Origin of the sequence: Candidatus Palauibacter sp. (assembly GCF_965213655.1) — a bacterium.
Taxonomy (GTDB): Bacteria; Gemmatimonadota; Gemmatimonadetes; order Palauibacterales; family Palauibacteraceae; genus Palauibacter.
Genome location: NZ_CBDBZT010000003.1, coordinates 2463284 through 2482502, shown reverse-complemented (window position 1 = coordinate 2482502; position 19219 = coordinate 2463284). Strand labels below are relative to the sequence as shown.

Here is a 19219-nt window from a genome sequence, read left to right as displayed (position 1 = left end):
CGGCCGGTCGGGCTGAGCGCGTAGCGTGAAAAGGGGGACGCACCATGCCTGATCGCAGGGAGTTCCTGAGTCTCGCGGGCGTCGGAGGCGGGGGCGCGCTCCTCGGCGCCTGCGCCGGTGGCGCCCCCTTCACCGGTGCCGTGGCGGGCGGCGAGGGCCTGGACCCGACCGCCCTCGCGCTCCTCGACGAGTTGCGCGACATCCCGGTCGACGACACGCACTGCCACCCGCTCACCTTCGACGACGCGGAGACGGACCCCGACGAGTTCATCGAGCGGTTGGCGCTCTCCGCCTTCCCCATGGACCGCTACTTCCCGACCGGCGTCTACCAGCGCTGGCGGGTCGGAGACGCGGCGGAGCGAGGTGCCCTCGACGCCGAATTCGAGATCGCCGCCACGCGCGCCGACGTCCTCGAGCAGGCGGGGGAGACCGTTTTCCTCCGCTACCTCGTGAAGGAACTCGCCGCCTTCCTGGACTGCGACCCGACCTTCGAGGCGGTGATCGAAGCCCGCAACGAGCGCGGGCGGGACTACGCGAGCTATCTCGGCGCCCTGTTCGCGGACGCGAACATCGAGAACGCGATGCTCGACATGGGCTACCGGGAAGGGTTGGACCAGGGCGGCGTGGCCCGCTTCAAGGACGCGATCCTGCCCACCCGAGGCCGCCATATCCTCCGGGTGGACACGATCCTCGGGGGTCTCATGCGGGACGACCTCGGCCTTGACGAGATCGAGACCGGGATGATGGCCGAGATCGAGGCGGGTCTCGATGGGAACGGCAACCTCGGTGCCCCGTCGTACGGGATGAAGTCGTACCTGCTCCCGCGCCTCGGGCTCCTCAAGCCGCACTTCGACCGGGCCGCGGCCCGCCGCTCCTGGGACGCGTTCCGGGCCAGCCGTGCGCGAGGGGAGGTCCCGGCCGCGGACGCCCAGGACCGCGACGATTACTGGCAGATGCAGAGCGAAGCGCTGCTCTACCTCCACTCGCTCGCGCTCGAAGCGTGTCTGGAACGCGACATGCCGATGCAGTTCCATGCGGGCGACGGCGAGGCCCCGCGCGGGATCATGCGGAACCAGGACCCGTTCCTCATGGAGGAGATGGTCCGCTTCGAGCGCGGCGGGGTGATGCGCATGCCGCAGGTCATCCTCATCCACGCCGGCTACCCGCTGATCGGCCGCGCGGCGTGGCTCACGCACCTGTACGCGAACTGCCACTTCGAGTTGTCGCTCGCGGCGCCCCTCATCCACCACGGCATGCTTCGCATGTTTCTCGAGGTGATGGAGGTCGTCCCCCTCTCGAAGATCCTGTTCGGGAGCGACGCCTACCACCTCCCGGAGTTCTACTGGCTCGCGGCCAAGTGGGGACGCCGGTTTTTCGCCCAGGCGCTCGGGATCTACGTCGACGCAGGGATCCTGAACCGTGACGAGGCCGTGGCGGCGGCCCGCATGATCCTCAACGAGAACAACCGTCGCCTCTACCATCTCGATGACTGACCTCGGAGGACCCATGAAGACGACCCACGGCGCGTTCCGAAGCGCCACGCGAAGCGCCCTGACCGCGATTTCGGCACTGATCCTTCTGGCCACGGCGGCGGAAGCCCTGCAGCCGACGCAGATGGTCGGGGCACCCGACCGGGCGCCGGACGAGGGCGGGGGGCCGTACGACCGCCTCATCATCCGCGGCGCCACCGTGATCGACGGCACGGGCGCGCCCCCCATCGGGCCGATGGACATCGTCATCGAGGGGAACCGCATCGTCGACGTCGTCGGCGTGGGCGTTCCGCAGCGGCCGATCAACGAGGACCGTCGGCCCGGGCTCACCGTCGAGGGCAACCCCGATGCGATCGTGCACGAGATCGACGCCACCGGCATGTACGTCCTGCCCGGCTTCGTCGACCTCCACCTGCACACCGGCGGCGTCCCCAAGGCGCCGGAGGCCGAGTACACCTACAAGCTGTGGATGGCGCACGGGATCACGACCGGACGCGGCGTCGCCTTCGGCCCCCACGACTGGTCCGTCCAGGAGAAGGCACGCAGCCTGGCGAACGAGATCGTGGCCCCCCGCATGTGGGTCTATCCCTTCACCGGCGCCGGCGGCGAGGGTTGGGGCGGTCGCCGGATCGACACCCCGGAGGACGCGCGCCACTGGGTCCGGTACGTGAAGGAGTCGGGCGGCGATGGGCTCAAGCTCAACTCGTTCCGCCCCGAGATCATGGAAGCGCTGCTCGACGAGGCCGCACAGCTCGGCATGGGAAGCACGGCCCACCTCGGCCAGATGGGCGTAGCGCAGATGAACGCGATCGACGCCGCGCGCCTCGGCCTCGGCACGGTGACCCACTTCTACGGGCTGTTCGAATCGCTGTACAAGGACCACGACGTCCAGCCGTGGCCCCCGGAGATGAACTACAACGACGAGCAGCACCGCTTCGGCCAGGTCCCCATGCAGTGGAACCTGATCCATGAGCGCGGTAGCCCGGAGTGGAACGCCTTCCTCGAGGAGATGCTCTCCTACGACGTCACCCTCGATCCCACGATGACCGCCTACCAGGCGGATTGGCCAAGGAAACAATCACGGCAGGGAATCGTATAAAGTCATACAGGACTGCACGGTCTGCGTTTCCTGCTGTTCAACCGCCTCTGCTCCGATCACCTGAAAACAGCAGGTGAATCGCCTCGAACTGCGGGAATTCCCCTACCCGTCCAGAAGTCCGTGAGACGTGGTTTTCCGCTCACCTAAGGTTGCTCGTCAGGTGGGGGTGACGTCATACCCAAAATCCCGGTATGAGCATATGCGGTGTCGTCGAGATGCTGGCCCAGGTCGCGTCCCGTCACGGTGAGTCTATAGAGGTCCGCCGCCTCGAACGGTACCCGCACGACGTAGCCCAATCGAGTCGCCTGTTCAAGCGCGATGCGAGCCCGGCGCGGGTCGCTCGCAACTGCCTCCTGCACCATGCCGAAGTTGAATCTGCGCCCGTCCCAGAAAGCATGCAGTACGCGCTTGGCTTCGTCGGTCACCATCCCCTCCCCATCCCCAGTCGTCCCCTGACCGCTCTCGGTCCGCCAGTCCGAAGCGTCGAGCGACGGGTTGGCTCCGTCCGCTCACGCCAAAGACCTGCTGACAGTATTGATGGGACGTGACAGACGCCAGCGCCCTTTCCGGATGACCGGTACAGCTTCCATGTGAAGGTTTGCCTCCGTCCAAGTGCTCTACTTCGGCAGGTTGCCCACTCGAATCGCATGCGGCTGCCCCGCTCAGTGACGGCACTCGCATACGCTGCGCGGCCCTCGTGGCCGGTACGTTATCGTACAGGGACTCAGGCGCGATGCTGGAGCCCATCAGACGGGCCGACCTCGACATGAATGCAACGGTGGATGCCGCCGGGTCGCGACACAGGACACCGCAGTCCGGTAGGCGATCGGGCAGGCCTTCCACAACACCTCGCAATACACGCTCCGCGACCTCCGGGCGCGGGCCGGAAGGCAACAACCCAAGACCGACTTCGTAGACTAACTTGACGGTTTCTCGCCGGAGGTTCAGGACATCCTCGACAACTTCCACTTCGCTCGCTTCGCTGAATCTCGTCGGGCACCAGAGAGCCACACGGATGTGCCCGGACACAAGACCGAGATACCCCGAACGGCGCCCTCCTCACGATGTTCCTGGGGTCCCTCGCCGGGTCCCTCTCCTTCGGTCCCGTGGCACTCAGGACGGGAAGCCCGTGCCCTTCGGGACCTTCCTCGCCCTCGGCGCCGCCGTCTCGTTCCTGTTCGGGGACGCACTGGTCGATTGGTATCTGGGGTTGGTCGCGGTCGGCGCCTGATCAGCGCTACCGGCGCGAGCGGCGCTCAATCAACGGTAGCGGAAGACCTTCCAGACCATGTTGGGCTCGCCGTCGGTGATCCGGTGGCGAATGTTCAGGGGAATGCCGCGACGGTTGACGAGCATGTAGTAGTGATTCCCCCCGAGGTTGGCATCGCCCCAGATATCGGCGCCGTTCCCCGCCTCGAATTCGTACCACGGTTCGAAGTGCCGCCACGAATCGCGAGTGAAGGGCAGATCGTATTCGGGGAAGTCGCTGCGGTCGTCGAGGGCGAAGGCGATCATCCAGTCCAGCCGCGACTCCACGGGGTCCCAATCGGGGATGACCTCCCTCATGCGGCCCACCAGGCCCGGACCGCGCCCCCAGTTGCTCCACTGGCCCCACCTCACGTAGTGGATCCCGTGCCAGCCCTCCGCGGTTCCTTTGATGACGCGGTGGATCGACTCGCCGTAGGGTCTTCCGTACTCGCCCACGAGTCGCTGGAGCAGGTATCGGAGGTACGGGTGACTCTCCCGGTATCCTTGCGAAAAATCCCCGGACACCGGCAGGCGCAGAGGAAGGAGCCGCAGGGGAATTTCGACATTGAGATTGGCGTCCAGCGGGAGACCTGCCGAGATACGAGTCTCTTCGTCGGCGAACAGATTGGCGATGCCCTCGCTGCTCCAGTTCGAGCTGAAGTGTCCGTAGTTGGCGAACTGCCAGGCGTGGGCGAACTCGTGCGACATCAGGCCGGTGTACCACCCGTTCTCGTCTCCCCAGGGGGCGTGGCCCAGACGGAGGACAACCCGCCGCGGGTTCCCGTCCACGTTTGGATCGGCGCGCCCCGTGGCACTGAATTCGCTCTCGTACAGCACCAGAATCTGTCCGGTCTCGGAGTTGGTGCTGGGCGGCTCTGGGCCGAAGATGGTCTTGTACAGGTCCTGGACCTCAGGTGTCGCGAGGTAGTTGAACAGGGAATCCATCTCGGCCTGGCGGGTGGACTTGCTGTGCCAGATCTCGTCCAGGTCGTCCACAAAGGCGGCCAGGACCACATTCGGCTCGTACACTCCCATGACGCGAAAGGCGCCGTAGTCCCCGTCCCCGGTGCTCCAATCGAACTCGTCCCCGACATCGAGGGGTTCGCTCGCCACCTTTCCGTCGGCGAGCGGGACGCCCGGCCCGGACCAGGGGCGGATCTCGTCACCGTATCCCACGCGGTCGGGGTCCTGTCGCCCGGAGACCCAAACCGGCCCCGCGCCACCCCGGTCGCGCCCGACCGCTTCGCTGCTGTCAACCATCGTCCAATAGTACAGGTCGCCGCCGCCGTACCGGTTAGGCTCCGCGATATGGCGCGCCTCGTTGATGTACGTGCGGTCGACGGCGGCCAGCACATACGCCGCGTCCTTCCGCGCCGATAACCGGATACAGATGTCGCCCCCTTCGACGAGAACCGACTCACCGACCTCCGGGTCCACGACCGGTCCCTTGAGGCGGTTCAGGGTCAGGTTCGCCCCCGGGCGCAGCTCCGCGCCCAGAATGCTCAACGCCCCGCGCGAACTGTGGTCGCCCGAACATGTGCCCTCCGCCGCCGGCGGCAGTTCGAGACTGATCCCGGCGCTGTCGCCGGTCGCCCGCAGCACCGGCTCGCCGTCGGCCTCGAGTAGCGGAAGCGGTATTCGGTCCAAGGCGTAGCCGCGGAGTGTCACGTCGTCGAACTGCGGCCACGACTCCTGGCGGACATCATAAACGATGGGCGCGCGCGGTCTCACCGGCACCCGCACCGTCTGCGTCGTCCCCACGCTTCCCTTGATGACCAACAGTCCGGGGTTCGCCACTTCGAGCACCAAACCGGGAGGGTCCGCCCGCCGTGTCACCGAGGCGACGGGATAGTCGTCCAGCCAGCGAGTCTCCTCGACGTCGAACGTCCAGTTGTTTCCCCAAAACTCGTTGGTTGGCAGTGCGACCGTGGTGTCGAGGCTGGAAATGACCAGTGCCTCGACGGAGAAGAGCGGCGGCCCCCAGGCTGTGGCCGCAACGGTGGCGGCCAGTGGTCCCGCCACGGTGATGTTCAGCGACTGCGGGCCGGCCCGGTCTCCGAGCTTCCAGGTCGTGGCGGCGAGGCCGTCCGCATGCGTGACTGCCGTATCGGGCGTCGCAACGCCGTTTTCGGCATCGGTCGCGAAGACGACCGCCTCGTCGGCTACCGCGTGGCCACCCGAGTCCGCCACCATCACCACCACCGGCTCGGCCAGCGCGGTCCCGAACAGCCCCTCCTGATCCGCGCCGGAGACCACTTCGAGGGTGGCGGCCACCTGCTCGACGGTGACGCCGGCGCTGGCGCCCAATCCTCGGAAGGCCGCCCTGATCTCCGTGGTCCCCTCGGATACGGCCGTGGCCTCTCCTCCTTCATTGATGGAGACCACCGAACGGTCCCCGGTGCTCCAGACGATCGCCCCTTCAAGCTTGTTGCCGTTCTGGTCGCGGATGGTCGCCGTGAAACGCCGAGTGTCTCCGATCCAAGCGAAGGCTGCCGAAGCTGGCTCGATCGCAACGGATGTCGCCACAGGGGCCGGCGGAGGCGGTCCGGTTCCCCCGTCGCCGCCGCAACCCGCGATGCCGGCCATTGCCGCCATGGGCAGGGCGCGCCAAACGGCGGTGCGGTCGCCGCCGCTCGCGCTCCCGAATCCAACCGGCGACGAGACCGCGGACATCAACGATCTCCTCCCGTCACGCGGATCCAGCGTCCGGCCACGGAGTCAGGGGTGAGGAGACCTTCCGCGCCCGTGAGCGGGACCGTGCCCGGGAGGGCATCGCCGGTGAGGCCCTCCCACGGGCGTTGCGGGGTGTCCGCGTCGGCGTGGGCTAGGAAGGAGCGCGCGGCGTGGGCCCGGTGGGTGGTGGTTGCGAAGTCCGAGTACGGTGCTTCGACGTCGCCGATCCGGTAGGCCGGGACCGGACCGGGAAAGACTCTCACCGGAGGGACGTCGGAGGGTGTCTCGTCGTCGCCCACATTCTCCGGCAGGAAGCCCAGGTCGGATCTGGAGCCCCAGCAGCGGAGGAGACCGGAGCGCAGCACGGCGCACGTGGAGTAGGTGCCCTCCAGCAGCCTCTCCGCCGGCCCGCCGAGAGGCACTGGGCCGGCCGAAGCCGCTGTCTCGTCGTCTCCTATCCTCTCGCTGTTCCCGTATCCCAGGTAGCCGCGGTCGGGCAGGCCCCAGCAGTAGACGTCGCCCTCCTCCAAGAGCGCGCAGGTATGGAAATATCCCGCGACGATGTCTACCACGGAGCCGGGGAACCACAACGGCACCGTACTCGCCGCCGTCTCGTCGTCCCCGATGTGGTTGCGGCCGCCGCGCCCATGGCCGAGCGCGCCAAACCCATTGAATCCCCAACATCGCACAGCGCCGTCGTCCATGAGGGCGCAGGCGTGGTAGCCACTCCCGGCCAGCTTCACGGCTCTCCCCGGCAAGGGCAGGTCGCCGACGTCCGCTGGCGTCTCGTCGTCCCCGACCGGGGAGGTGAAGCCGTGACGAGGTCCGTAGCCTAGTCCGTAGCTCTGCCCTGTCTCACGGGTCTCCCGATCCCATTTCTCGGAGTTGATGCCCCAACACCGAACCCGGCCGTCGTCCAGCAGCGCGCAGGTCCACAGTCGCCCTCCGACGACCTGGACGACCGGGCCCCCGACCGGCACGTTGCCGATGTCGGCCACTGTCTCGTCGTCGCCCACGAGCACCTCTGTGACGGCGCTCCCGTAGCCCAGTTGGCCCGCCACGTTGTCTCCCCAGCAGCGCAGCCCCCGGTCATCCATGATGGCGCAGACCCGGGCGTCGCCACTGCCGATCGCGGCGCCCCGGCCTCCGACCGGCACCGGGCCGGCGTCCTCGGGCGTTTCGTCGTCGCCGATGTGACCGCTAACCCCGTAGCCCAGTTGCGCCCGGAAATCAGCCCCCCAGCACCGAACCTCACCAACCTCCAGCAGCGCGCACGCAAGGTGGCCCTCCACCGTCATCGAGGTTGCCCTGCCCCCGAGCGGCACGTCCCCGACATCCGGCCCTGCCAGCGTGCCCAGCCGGCCGAGCCCGTAGCCGATCTTGGGATGGTTTCCATTGCCCCAGCACCGAACGGTGCCGCGTCGCGTCAGAACGCAGGTCACGCCCCAGCCGCTCCCGCCCCCCACGATTTCGTAGACATCGGTCTCGGCGTGCGCGGTCTTCCCGAGCAGCGTCGTCGAGATGCGCGCCGATCCGGAGGCGACCCCCGTCAGCGCGCCTGTCGACCCGTCCACCTCTACGACCGACGCATCGCTCGTCTCCCAGGACTCGACCTCCCCCTCCGGCAGCACGACTTCCAGGCCCCGGGCGTCGACGATCCGGGCGCGGATCGTCTCCCGCTGGCCACGCCCGATCTCCCAGCGCTCGTGCTCGACGCCGAGCGCGAGCGGCTCGACGAGCACATGGTGCGGTTCGTACGAGCCCACGTAACGCAAGGCCAGCGTGTCCCACCCGACCATCGCGATGCGCCCAGTCCCGCCCGTGCGCCCCGTCACGCAGATGCGCACCGCCTCCCCGTCCGCGGTGAAGGCTGTCGAATCCACAATCATCGTCTCGGGATCCAGGGAGCGCGCGTACACCCGCTGGAACTTCTTGAGGACCAGCGTCTCGCCGTCGGCGCTCTCGGCCCCCAGCTCGGCGCACCGAGACTCCCCCTGCCGGGTCCACGTGGCGGGCCGCCGCGTCACGACCTCGGCCCATTCGTAGGCGACGACGGCGCCGAACCCGGTCTCGGCCGCGCCAGCCGTCCACTGCGCGAATACGGTGTCGCGCCCGGCCCGGACGACATCGGCGTTTGCCCGCCCCGTGACTCCGTCGGAGTCCATCCATGGGCGACCGAGGCGAACGAAGCCGTTCGAGCGCCGCCAGCGCAGACTTGGCGCGGAGAGCGGTTGGACCGCGCCGGCGGAGTCGACCAGTCGGGCCGTGTAGGGGATGGTGCTGGACCTTCCACGCGCGACGTAGAGCGTCGCGTACCGTGGCGAGACACGCACGGAGAGGCCGGAGTTCGCGGCCGTCGCCGATACCGAAGCTTGCAACACGCCTGCGTCCCCGGGCTCGGCCGGGAGCCGGCCTCGGTCGGCGTCGCAGCCGGCGGCCAATGCCACGAGCAGCACGAGCCGAAACCGTGCGAGGCTCGCCACTATCCGGCCCTTGCCCGGCGGGCGTTTCTCGCCCGGAATCCGTCGGCATGAAATCGTGAATCCGACCCCGGTGGCGCATCCGCCGGCGGGAAACCCGTTCAGGTCAGCCCCGTTGTCGTGCTTGAAACCCTGCCTCATCGAATACGCCCCCTGAAGACGAGTACGAAGGACGCGGAGGTGTTCGGCCAAAGCAGGGACCGTCGCCAAGAGCGCGATGCCGTCGGGGTTGGCGTCTCATTGGCCGCTACCCGCCGTGGCGGCGGTTCCCCGACCCAACCAATCGGCGCCGCTGAACTGGCGGCGAGTTTGCGCGACGGTGGTGCTGACGTGGCCCCGAAAAAGAAATAAGGGAGGGAGATGAAGGCAGGAAAAGAAAAGGCTCCTCGCTGTTTCGAGTGGGTAGTTTGAAGTCGAGTTTGCCGCACACGAGATAGGCGATGGTGATGAAGTGCTCGGTGGTCCGGTAGCCTCGGGCCCTGGCCTTGGCGGCCTGGACGAGCGAGTTGATGCCCTCGATCATGCCGTTGGTGATCCTCGATCGGAACCAGAGGAGGATGCCGTCCCAGTGTTTCCGGATCGTCTTCGCCGCGTCGGTGACGGGCTGGAGGCCGCTGCCGGCGGCCCAGGAGCACCACTTCTCGAGGTAGATCTCCGCCAGCCGGGGCGGCAGGTCCCAGAACGCCTCGAAGGCGAGCTTGATCCGGTAGGCGAAGACCGTCTTCAGGCCCTGGCCCGCCGGATCGAGGAGTGCGTCGAGCCGCTCGCGCTGGGAGGCGGTGAGCCGGTCGCGCCTCTTGAGCCACAGATAGCGGGTGCGGTTCAACTCGGGGCGCTCCTTGCGCTCGGCCCGCCTCACCTCGTCCACCGCCCGGTTCATGAGCCGCTGGACGTGGAAGCGGTCGAAGGTGATCCCGGCCTCCGGGAACGCCTCCCGCGCCCCCTTCATGTAGGCCGCCGACATGTCCATGCAGAGATCCCGGATCCTCCCGGCGCGCCCCCCGTGCGCCTCGAGGTCCTCCCGGAACAGGCTCACGACCGAAGCGGTGCGGCCCGGCGTCGCATACAGAAGCCGCGAACGGTCCAGGTCGGCGAACAGCGTGATGTAGTCGTGGCCCCGCCGGCACGCCGTCTCGTCCACGGCCACCGCGCGCACCGACGAGAAGTCCGCCTCCGCCCGCGCCCGGCCCACGCGGCGCTTCAGAAGCCGCCACAGCCGCGTGTCGTGCTCGCCCGTCAGGCGGGCCACCGCCCTGACCGGCATCTCCCGCGCCAGGGCCACCACCAGCGCCTCGAACCACAGCGTGAAGCCCGAGCCCGGCTCCGCCCACGGCACCTTCGCCTGCTTCACCCCGCACGCCGGACACCTCAACCGCGGCACCCGCGCGTGCAGGTAGGCCCGATGCTGAAAGAAGTCCAGGTGCCGCCAGCGCTTCGGGCTCGCGTCGTGCGCCTTGCAGCCCCCGCGCCCGCACGAGGGACAGTCGAACGTCCCGCCCGGCTCGAAGTCCAGATAGCAGGTCCAAGCGGCACTCCGCCGCGTCGAACTCCGTCCGCTTCACCCGCCACGGCCACTGAAGCCCCAGCGCCCGCTCGAACAGTCCCCGCTCCGCCATGCCGCCGTCCCGCCCGGCCGCTCCGAGTTCCCCCAACCGCATCGACCGGTCCCGGAGGCCACCGAGCGCGTCACGGACCAGCACGGGCACCGGCGGCCACCACCGCCGGCCCCCGCCACTCTACCGAACCTCATCCATCCCGAACAGCGAGGGAGCCAAAGAAAAGCGCCGACGCGCGGGGAAATGCGCCTCGGCTGAAGCGGACGCCAGTCCGGGGCTTAAGGCTCGGCTCGGCTCGGCTCGGCTCGGCTCGGCTCGGCTCGGCTCGGCTCGGCTCGGCTCGGCTCGGCTCGGCTCGTTTAAACGCTGACGTGAGTAATCAACACGCATGTCCTTGTCAACTTTCGTGTCGGCCGGCCGACTTTTCCCACACTCATATGAAATAATGAGCCAAGGTTGCGTCAAAGGCAAATTCCAAGGGTGACCATGAGAGGTTCCGGGCGCAATCCGTGCGATGCCCGTCATCGGCGTGTCGTCGCCACTCGCGGGCAAGCGGCACAGCCTCTCGACCGTCAGCCTCACCGACTGCGAGCAGGCGGGCGAACCTCCCTCCGATGCGCCGACCCGTTGTTGCCGCTCGGACCCTGACGCTTTCAATGCCCATTGACAGACCAGAGGCGGGGCGAGCTGACCGGTCAATCCCTATTCAGCGGACGCTTGCGATTCGGCGCGCAAGTAGCAGCGAAACCGGTTATTCGGTAGAGTCAATGGACCATGAATCCCCACCCGATCCGCACCACGTAGTCGGCAACTCAGATCGCGGAGGTCAGTTGTGGACCTGCAATGCATGGCGGTGTTCCGGAAAGTTCCTGAAGGCTACATCGCCTTCATCGAGGAGTTTCCCGGTGCCAACACTCAAGGTGCTTCCCTCGAAGAAGCTCGGTCGAGTCTTCGCGAAGCCGTCGCCATGGTGATCGAAGCCAACTGGGAAATGGCTCGTGAAGACGCCGCCGGCGGCGCGGTCATCAGAGAGCCCATCACCGTCACGGCGAGAAGCGCCGGGACTTGCTGCGGCACTTTGCACGGCACGGCTGCGTCTTCATGCTCGAGGGCGGAAACCACACCCTCTACATCAACCGGTCGGCCAAGAAGGTTTCGACCATTCCCCGGCACACCGAGATCAACCGGGATCTCGCGAGAAAGATCTGCAAGGACCTCCAAGTGCCCCGGCCTCCAGACAGCTAAGGTGTCGAAGCGGCCCCCGCAGGCTAGGAAACGCCGGTGTGGGTCCTGCGGCAAGCTCTATGTGGGCTGTCCCCGGCAGGAAACGGTATGCCTCACCTGCGCCGGGAGTTCCTCGTCGATGCTGTGCTGGACCCCGATTCGCACCCGACCCCTTTTACCCTCGGAGGCCCGAGATCGTCGATTCTGGGCGATCCTTAGAGCCTGTACATGAACCGAAACCGCTCTGGATCGGCCGTTTCCGGACGATCCGCGTTGCCATGGGCGAGGATTCGGAGCGTCACCGCTCGAACCCTCCGCCGCCCCGCTCGGGGCCTCTGGGCCGGGGCGGGGGCGGTACAACGATGCGGGTGATGGTCTGGCAGCGCTCCCGCTCCCGCGCCCGGGTCTGTTCGCGCTCCCTCATCGTCTCCCGCACCGCCCATGCGTTCCGCTCCGCGTCTACCAGCCTACTTCGATAGAACTTGTGCCCACGGCGCTCGATCTCCCGGGCTCTCTCGCCGTGTGCCTTGCCCAACTCCGCCCGCTCGTCCCTGTGGTACCGGTCGAGATCCTCGCGCCAGCCCTCGACCAGATCCTCCCGGCCCCGGATTGCCCCGGCCAGTTCCCTGAGTGAGCGATCGAGCCGCCAGATCCGGAGCCGCCCGAGCACGGTGCGGCTCTCCCGGTCGAGCCGCTGCCGCATCTCCTCCTGCCGCTTGAGCAGTTCGGCCCATTCCTTGCGCGCCCGGCTCTCGAGGTGCTGGAGGCCCCTCTCGCGCCCGCCCGCGACCGTCTCCCAAGCCTCAGCCTCGGCGCGCCGCCATGCCTCCATGTCGACGCGCTCCTCATCGCGCGGCCCCCTTGCCCGCCTCGCCCGCCCGGGCTGCAACCCCTCGCGGCGGACGCGCGCACCAGTGGCGCGCTTGCTGTTGCCCAGCTTCGCCGCCTTCCCGGTCTCCGGATCGACACGGTTGGCGACCACATGGACATGGGGATGCCGGGTGTCGTCGTGCGCGACGACCAGCGCCTCGTGGCCGTCCAGCCCCAGCACCTCCAGGCTCCCGTCCACCGCGCGGCTCATCTCCCTCCGATCCGGCGTCTCGTCCTGCGCCCAACTGAGCGAGTAGTGCAGCACCGGCTTCGCCAGCTTCGGCCCCCCTGGCGACCCGCCAGCCAGCCGCTTGAGGTCGGGGGCCGCCTTCGCCGTCGCTGCCATCAGCCGCGCGGCCCGCTCCGGCCGAAACGTCGCGAGGTTGCGGGTATCGGCCCACGCGACCCGCTCCGAGGTCTCCGGACTCCGGTCGTCCGGCGTCGGGGAATCGTGCAGACAGTACGCCGCAGCACCGGCGAACGAGCGCCCCAGACTGTTGATCTTCGGGATCACCGGTCCGGCGCCTCGCCGCTCAGGAGATCGGCCGCAAGCTCGCCCACCCGCCCGACCGCCTCCAGAGTCCCCGGCGGCGCAGAAGCACCGGAGTTCAGGGCGCGGGCGATTTGGTTCAGATTGACGCCGATCCGGTGGAGTTCGACCCGCTCCCGAGCGCCGAGACGGTGAACGGCCGCCTCGCGAACCGGCTGCCCCAGCGCCCTGCGGCGCAAGTAGCCGCCCCTCGTCATGCGGACCGCCCCGGCCCGCTCGGCGATCTCGGCGGCTTCCGCGGTCGTGACGCGCACGCCGATCGTGCGGGTCCTGCGCTCGGCCTCGGGCTTCCGGGGACGGGCCATGTCGGGCGGCCTCCTTTCGGTGGCGCGCGGAATGTCGTTCGGGGGTCCGGGGGCGCCCCCCCCCCGGCCAGAGGTTTTCGTAAAGCGAAAACACATCTGGCTCCTCAACAAACCGCAGAAACCAACGCCCCCGTGGCGCACCCGCGCGAAAGCGCACCGGGCCGCCAACTCTGGACGACGCGCCCGAGCGGCGCGAGGTTTCAATGGCGCAGATCGTGCAGTCCATCGAATCGGAGGTATCGAACGATGGCACGCACGAAACGAAGCCGGCGCTCCTACGGCGCCGGAGAATGGGGCCGCAACCGGGTCAGGATCTTTCCCGACCCGAAGACCGGCATCTTCCAGATCGAGTGGCGAGAGAACGGGCGCAGGCGCACCCGGTCCCTCGGACACCGCGACTGGGCGCGCGCGAAGAGCCAGGCGGATCAGTTCGCCGCAGGCTTCATCGACACGCCCAACGGCAAGGCGGAAGCCGAGCCCGAGCCGCTCACGATGGAACGGCTTTTTGACATCTACGGTGAGGAGGTGACGCCCACGAAGGGCGTGACCGGCCGCAGGCACGACGGGACGGCGACGGCGATGTTCCTCGACTTCCTCGGGCGGGAGCGGAGACCCGAGACGCTGTCACGGAGGGACTGGGACTGGTTCATACGGGAGCGCAGGGCGGGCAGGATCGGACCGAGCGGGAAGCCCGTGTCCGACCGGACCATCGAGTTGGACCTGAAGTTCCTGCTCGCGGTGCTCAACTGGGCGACGAAGTCCAGAGACGAGGAGGGGAGGCTCCTTCTCGACTCGAACCCGCTGAGGGGCCTGAAGACGCCCAAGGAGAAGAACCCCGCCCGGGTCGTTCTCTCCGAGGAGGAGTACCAGGCGATGCTCGGGGTGTCCCGGCAGGTCGATTGGAGGTTCCACGTCGCGTTCGTGCTCGCCCACGAAACCGGCCATAGGATCGGGGCCATCCGCAACCTGCGGTGGACGGATATCGACATCGAGGGCAGGACCATCCGGTGGCGCGCGGAGCACGAGAAGACAGGCTACGAGCACGTCGCCCCGATGACCGACGAGGCGGTAGCGGTGTTGGAGGAGGCGCGGGAAGCGAACCCCGGGAACGGGGAGACGCCGGTCCTGCCCGCGTCGCGGGATCCCTTGGCGAGCATCAGCCGCGGGCGGGCGGGTGCGTGGTGGCACAAGGCGGAGCGGCTCGCGGGACTGGAGCCGAAGGCACGGCGGGGCTGGCACTCGCTCAGGCGCAAATTTGCCAGCGATCTGATGGACCTGCCCCTAAAGGTGCTGTGCGAACTGGGCGGCTGGAAGGAGGCCCAGACGGTGCTCCGCTGCTATCAGCAAGCCGATGCGGGACAACTCAGGAAGGCTTTGGACAGCCGCCCGAGGGTCCGCGGCTGACCCAGCCCCAATCGGCGGGAACGAAACAGAGGGAATCCGCCCGTCGAATCCCGTAAGCTGAACGATCACAACGATATGTAAATTCGAAAGCTCAAGTCTACCAGGCGAGCTGGGACGTGGACGACCAGATGTACGCGCCGTGGCACGAGACGTACACGCTGCCCACGCTGTGGGAGTTCTACGAGGCGAACCGCGAGGACCACGGCTCGTACTACTTCGACTGGACGACGTGGGAAGAGGTCGCCTGGCGCGACTTCCTCGAGGTGTGGCACGACCTGCTCAACGACTACAAGAACATGGGCGGCCGCGTCACGGCGAGTTCGGACGCGGGCTACATCTACAACCTCATGGGCTTCTCCACGATCCAGGAGATGGAACTTCTGCAGCACGCCGGGTTCCATCCGCTGGAGGTGATCCGCGCCGCGACCATGCACGCCGCCGAGACGCTGTTCAAGCCGACCGGCCGCCCGATCGAGTTCGGCGTCGTCCGGGCCGGCCTGCTGGCGGACCTGGTGATCGTGGACGAGAACCCGATCCGGAACCTCAAGGTCCTGTACGGCACTGGCGCGCGGCGCCTGAACGACGAGTCGGGAGAGGTGGAGACGGTCGGCGGCATCCTGTACACGATCAAGGACGGCATCGTCTACGACGCGAAGCAACTGCTCGCCGACGTCGCCGAGATGGTCGAGGAACAGAAGCGCACCACGACCACCGCCACCGACAACGGAAGTTGACCGATTCTGACCCGGTAGAGAGGGATGACAATAGATGAGTGAGAGAACCGAGACCGCGACTCTGGCCGGGGGGTGCTTCTGGTGCCTCGAGGCCGTGTATCAACTTCTGGAAGGCGTCCACGGCGTGAAGTCCGGTTACGCGGGTGGGCATGACGAGAATCCCACCTGCCAACAGGTATGCACGGGACGCACCGGGCACGCCGAAGTCGTGCGCGTCACCTTCAACCCCGACAGCGTCTCGTTCGATGATCTTCTGGACGTCTTCTTCACGATCCACGATCCGACGACGCTCAACCGGCAGGGCGCGGACGTCGGGACGCAGTACCGCTCGGCGATCTTCCACGAGAGCGATGGCCAGAGGGCGGCCGCCGAGCGGAAGGTCGAAGAGGTCACCGCGGCCGGGATCTGGCCCGACCCCATCGTGACCGAGATCGCGCCGCTGGAGACGTTTTATCCGGCCGAGGCCTACCACGACGATTACCTGAATCGGAATCCGACCCAGCCGTACTGCCAGGCCGTCGTGGCGCCGAAGGTGGCGAAGTTCCGCCGCCAGCACCTGCAGCGCCTGAAGCGCGGAGCGGGCGTCTGAGGGCGGACTCGCCTGCGGAAAGAGCCCAGGGTTGACGACACCGGGGCACGCCGCGCTCAACCTGCTCGTACTGGGGCGGTCCGAGCGCAACGCGCTGCCCGTCGTGCTCGGGGCCGTCGCCCCGGACGCCCCGATGCTCGTCTTCTACGTCTGGGAACGGCTCGTGCGCGGGGTATCTGAGGGGCGGATCTGGTCGGAGCGCTACTTCGACCCGGGCTGGCAGGTTGTGTTCGACATCCCGAGTTCGATCCCGCTGCTGGTGCTCGCGCTCGGGCTGGTGGTGCTCTTCGGCCGCCGGACGGCCTCTGCCGGCCTCGGTCCTGAGTCGGGCGTGGCGAGCGGGCTGCGAGGGGGATGGCGTACGGCACCGGCCCTGTTCGTCGCGAGCATGATCCTCCATGCGCTGGGAGACCTCCCGCTGCACAGGGAGGACGCGCACCGCCACTTCTTCCCCTTCACCGACTGGCGCTTCACGAGTCCCGTGTCGTACTGGGATCCGGCGCACTACGGAGGGTACGCCGCCCTGGGCGAGGTCGTCCTCGTCCTGGCGGTCTCCGTCTTCCTCTTCCGCAGATACCGAGGGCGGGGGCGTTGGATCGTCGCCGGCGTGGGCGGCATATACGCGCTCTTCATCGGCTTCGCGTTGCTGATGTGGTCCGGGATCTGAAGGCCGACCGCTTTCCGCTCGGTGCGCGCGTCCGGCTCGCGGATCTCGCGGTCGATCCCTATCCCATCTTTGCGAAGCTGCGGGCGGCGGAGCCCGTCACCTGGGTGCCGGAGATCGGACGCTGGTTCCTCACGCGGCGCGACGACGTGCTTGCCGTGCTCCGGGACCCGGATCTCTTCACCACCGACGCGCCCTCCACTATCCACGACATGTTCGGCGTCCACATGATGACGACCGAGGGTCCGACGCAGGTCCGCTACAAGCGGAAGTGCCTGCCTCCGTTCCACGCAGCCCGTCTCGAGTCGGCGTCGCTGCCGCGCCTGACGGCGGAAGTCGAACGGCTCGTCCGGGCCCTGGGCTCGGGAGGGCGGTACGCCGGGGAAGTACGGACGGAGGTGGCGCGACCGGTGGCGCTCCACTCCGTACTCTCGGTGCTCGGGATTCCGCTGAGCGAGATGGGACGCGTGAACGAGTGGTACGAACACTTCGCCCGGGCGCTGGCGAACTTCGCTGACGATCCGGAGCTGCGGGCGGCGGGAAAGGGGGCGGCCGACGCGTACGGCCGGGCGCTCGAACCGATCCTCGAGGACCTTGCTCGAGAACCGGACGGATCACTCCTCGCCGACCTGGTGTGCGACCGCGTCGACCCGCTCACGGCGGTCGAGATCCGCTCCAACTCGCTGATCATCTTGTTCGGCGGGATCGAGACCACCGAGTCGATGATCGCGAATGCCGTGTGCGCCGTGTTGTCCCACCCTGAGCAACTCGAGACCGCACGGGCCAGTCCTGCCGCCCTCGACCTGGCGATAGAGGAGACGCTGCGCTGGGAACCTGCCGTCCAGTCCGCAGCCCGCCACGCCACGCGCGACACCGAGATCGATGGCGTGCGCATCGCCGAAGGGGAGGTGGTCCACTGCATGCTCGGCGCCGCGAACCGGGACCCCGCTCACTTCGAGGACCCCGACCGCTTCGAGGTGACCCGCCGGAACGCCGGAGACCACCTGTCGTTCGCGGTGGGCCGCCACTTCTGCCTCGGCGCCCCCCTCGCCCGGCTCGAAACCCGCGTCGTCCTCGAGACGCTCTGGGCCCGCTGTCCCGCCCTGCGCCTTGACCCTGACCGCCCCAGCGCCCCGTATGGCTACGAGTTCCGCAAGCCCAAAACCCTGTGGGTGGAATGGGACGTCTGAAGGCGACGCCTGCTCAGCAGTCCTCGCCGCAGTGGGCTTCGACGAGGCGCGTGAGGATGCCCATGTAGTTGTCCCACGGTGTGCGGGCGTCCGGCACCGTCTTGTGTGCTACGACCATATCCAGCGAGGGGATGACGGTGATGAACTGGCCGTACGCTCCCCTCCCGCTGTAGGCGCCCTCGAACCCCTCCGGCACCGCGGGTCCGTCCCACACCCACCACATGTAGCCGTAGCCGAACTCGCCGCCACGCAGGCCCTCCGGATTCATCTCCTCCGACGGCGTAACCACGCTCGTGATGCGCTCGGCCCACCCCTGCGGCAGCACCCGCTCCTCCCCCCACACGCCGCCCAGCAGCATGAGGTGGCCGATGCGGGCCATGTCGCGGGTCGAGAGCGTCATGTGATAGGCGAGGTTGCGCGACCGTGTCGCGTCTCCCGACTTGCGGTGGATCGAGCGGTCCCAGTCCTCGAACCCGAGCGGCAGCGCGAGATCGGTTTCGAGCGCGTCGTAGATGTTGCGGCCCGTGAGCTGCTCGAACACGGCGCCCGACGCGTTGAAGTCCCAGTTGCTGTACAGGTAGTACGTGCCCGGCTCCTGTGAGCCCCGGGGCGGCGCATCCGCGAGGTTGTCCCCCGCGTTTGAGGCCGGGTGATAGACGCCGGAACGCGCTGTGACAAGATCCAGGACCCGGGCGCTTTTTTCGATCGGGAGGAGACCCTGGACATCGTCCATGCCCAACTCCTCGAGCGTGAGTTCGAGGTCGATCGTCCCGTCCTCCACGTAGTAGCCGTACAGCATGGAGAGAATGCTCTTCCGCACCGACGCGAGGTAGCTGAGCGAATCCACGGGTCCGTGTTCGAACAGCACACGTCCCCCGACGACGGCCATCACGGCCGACGTGTTGATCCCGTCCACGTAGGGGTGAATCGCCTCCAGCGCCTCAGGCGAAAACCCCGCGGCCGCCGGATCCGCGATCCGGTCCCACGACGCGCCCGGATAAACGGCATCGGCTCCGCGGTCCGCGACCGGCGCCGGAGAGCACGCGAACCCTGTCCAGAGCGACAGAAACAGCGCCGCCAGCGCTCCAGTGTTCTTGACACGGTTTTCGTGTTTCACGATAATCGTGCTGCGTTTTCGCTTGA

At 67.9% G+C, this 19219-nt stretch carries 14 protein-coding genes and 1 pseudogene; 8 read left to right on the top strand and 7 right to left on the bottom strand.

The features are described from left to right. Positions 1-44 precede the first annotated feature (44 nt). Together ACOOGH_RS13175 and ACOOGH_RS13170 are read left to right on the top strand one after the other, a co-directional pair. The gene (locus ACOOGH_RS13175) at positions 45-1493 is read left to right on the top strand and encodes an amidohydrolase family protein (RefSeq protein WP_420449344.1); all 1449 of its coding nucleotides are present in this window, start codon (positions 45-47) and stop codon (positions 1491-1493) included. Between the two features lie 13 nt (positions 1494-1506). Then, a complete protein-coding gene (locus ACOOGH_RS13170; protein ID WP_420449343.1) occupies positions 1507-2589 on the top strand; it encodes an amidohydrolase family protein in 1083 nt (360 codons plus the stop codon). A 143-nt stretch (positions 2590-2732) separates the two neighbouring features. On the opposite strand, the gene ACOOGH_RS13165 is transcribed toward ACOOGH_RS13170, so the two are convergent. The 4 genes and pseudogenes from ACOOGH_RS13165 to ACOOGH_RS13150 all read right to left on the bottom strand — a co-directional run. Then, a complete protein-coding gene (locus tag ACOOGH_RS13165; RefSeq protein WP_420449342.1) occupies positions 2733-3017 on the bottom strand; it encodes a hypothetical protein in 285 nt (94 codons plus the stop codon). A gap of 832 nt (positions 3018-3849) precedes the next feature. Then, on the bottom strand, positions 3850-6510 hold the full coding sequence (locus ACOOGH_RS13160) for an Ig-like domain-containing protein (protein WP_420449341.1): 2661 nt from the start codon (positions 6508-6510) through the stop codon (positions 3850-3852). Then, a complete protein-coding gene (locus ACOOGH_RS13155; RefSeq protein ID WP_420449340.1) occupies positions 6510-9131 on the bottom strand; it encodes an RCC1 domain-containing protein in 2622 nt (873 codons plus the stop codon). Before ACOOGH_RS13155 ends, ACOOGH_RS13160 begins: the two co-directional genes overlap by 1 nt. A 256-nt stretch (positions 9132-9387) precedes the next feature. Further along, positions 9388-10606, bottom strand: a pseudogene (locus tag ACOOGH_RS13150) (ISL3 family transposase); the annotation flags it as partial. Between the two features lie 1041 nt (positions 10607-11647). On the opposite strand from ACOOGH_RS13150, the gene ACOOGH_RS13145 reads away from it, so the two are divergent. Beyond that, a complete protein-coding gene (locus ACOOGH_RS13145) occupies positions 11648-11791 on the top strand; it encodes an addiction module toxin, HicA family (RefSeq protein WP_420450128.1) in 144 nt (47 codons plus the stop codon). A 277-nt stretch (positions 11792-12068) separates the two neighbouring features. Here ACOOGH_RS13145 and ACOOGH_RS13140 read toward each other — a convergent pair whose 3' ends face one another. Next, on the bottom strand, positions 12069-13154 hold the full coding sequence (locus ACOOGH_RS13140) for a relaxase/mobilization nuclease domain-containing protein (RefSeq protein ID WP_420449339.1): 1086 nt from the start codon (positions 13152-13154) through the stop codon (positions 12069-12071). Then, the gene (locus tag ACOOGH_RS13135) at positions 13151-13495 is read right to left on the bottom strand and encodes a plasmid mobilization protein (protein WP_420449338.1); all 345 of its coding nucleotides are present in this window, start codon (positions 13493-13495) and stop codon (positions 13151-13153) included. The genes ACOOGH_RS13140 and ACOOGH_RS13135 overlap by 4 nt, the downstream gene beginning before the upstream one ends. A gap of 246 nt (positions 13496-13741) precedes the next feature. Between ACOOGH_RS13135 and ACOOGH_RS13130 the strand changes: the two genes are divergently transcribed. The 5 genes from ACOOGH_RS13130 (at position 13742) to ACOOGH_RS13110 (ending at position 18076) form a co-directional block, all read left to right on the top strand. Next, complete coding sequence (locus ACOOGH_RS13130; RefSeq protein ID WP_420449337.1) at positions 13742-14899, top strand: tyrosine-type recombinase/integrase; 1158 nt, start codon at positions 13742-13744, stop codon at positions 14897-14899. Between the two features lie 116 nt (positions 14900-15015). After that, complete coding sequence (locus tag ACOOGH_RS13125) at positions 15016-15633, top strand: amidohydrolase family protein (RefSeq protein WP_420449336.1); 618 nt, start codon at positions 15016-15018, stop codon at positions 15631-15633. Positions 15634-15667: 34 nt separating this feature from the next. Beyond that, on the top strand, positions 15668-16222 hold the full coding sequence (msrA, locus tag ACOOGH_RS13120; RefSeq protein ID WP_420449335.1) for a peptide-methionine (S)-S-oxide reductase MsrA: 555 nt from the start codon (positions 15668-15670) through the stop codon (positions 16220-16222). A gap of 31 nt (positions 16223-16253) precedes the next feature. Then, positions 16254-16889 carry a hypothetical protein gene (locus tag ACOOGH_RS13115; protein WP_420449334.1) on the top strand — a complete coding sequence of 212 codons (636 nt, stop codon included), beginning with the start codon at positions 16254-16256 and terminating at the stop codon, positions 16887-16889. Next, positions 16874-18076: a cytochrome P450 gene (locus tag ACOOGH_RS13110; protein ID WP_420449333.1), complete on the top strand. Its 1203-nt coding sequence runs from the start codon at positions 16874-16876 to the stop codon at positions 18074-18076. Before ACOOGH_RS13115 ends, ACOOGH_RS13110 begins: the two co-directional genes overlap by 16 nt. A 13-nt stretch (positions 18077-18089) precedes the next feature. On the opposite strand, the gene ACOOGH_RS13105 is transcribed toward ACOOGH_RS13110, so the two are convergent. After that, on the bottom strand, positions 18090-19193 hold the full coding sequence (locus ACOOGH_RS13105) for a serine hydrolase domain-containing protein (protein WP_420449332.1): 1104 nt from the start codon (positions 19191-19193) through the stop codon (positions 18090-18092). Positions 19194-19219: the final 26 nt, after the last annotated feature.